A 675-nucleotide genomic window follows, 5' to 3' on the forward strand; every position below is an offset into this window, starting at 1 on the left:
CGCCAACCACGATGGCTGTCGCAAAGCATAGGCACCCGGTCTCCCGAGTGACCTACCCAAGCAACTCCGCCCCACATTTAAATCTGAGTGCATCAGGTGAGAGTGTACCGGGTCCAAATGTGGGAGCTGGCTTGCCTGCGAAGGGATCGACTGGGTATGCCTGATGCACCAAGGTGCCCGCATCGCAGGCAAGCCAGCTCCCACAGAGAAGCAGACCTGCTTTTGATCCGATGCTGATCTTGATTTGACAGGTCCCGCCAACCACGATGGCTGTCGCAAAGGATAGGCAACCGGTCTCCCGAGTGACCTACCCAAGCAACCCCGCCCCACATTTAAATCTGAGTGCATCAGGTGAGCGTACCGGGTTCAAATGTGGGAGCTGGCTTGCCTGCGAAGGGATCGACTGGGTATGCCTGATGCACCGGGGTGCCCGCATCGCAGGCAAGCCAGCTCCTACAGAAAAGCAGATCTGCTGTTGATCCGATGCTGATCTTGATTTGACAGGTCCAGCCAACCACGATGGCTGTCGCAAAGCATAGGCACCCGGTCTCCCGAGTGAGCTACCCAAGCAACTCAGTCCCACATTTGGATCTGAGCGCATCAGGTGAGAGTGTACCGGGTCCAAATGTGGGAGCTGGCTTGCCTGCGAAGGGATCGACTGGGTATGCCTGATGC

Source organism: Pseudomonas sp. Larv2_ips, assembly GCF_963879675.1.
Classification (GTDB): domain Bacteria; phylum Pseudomonadota; class Gammaproteobacteria; order Pseudomonadales; family Pseudomonadaceae; genus Aquipseudomonas.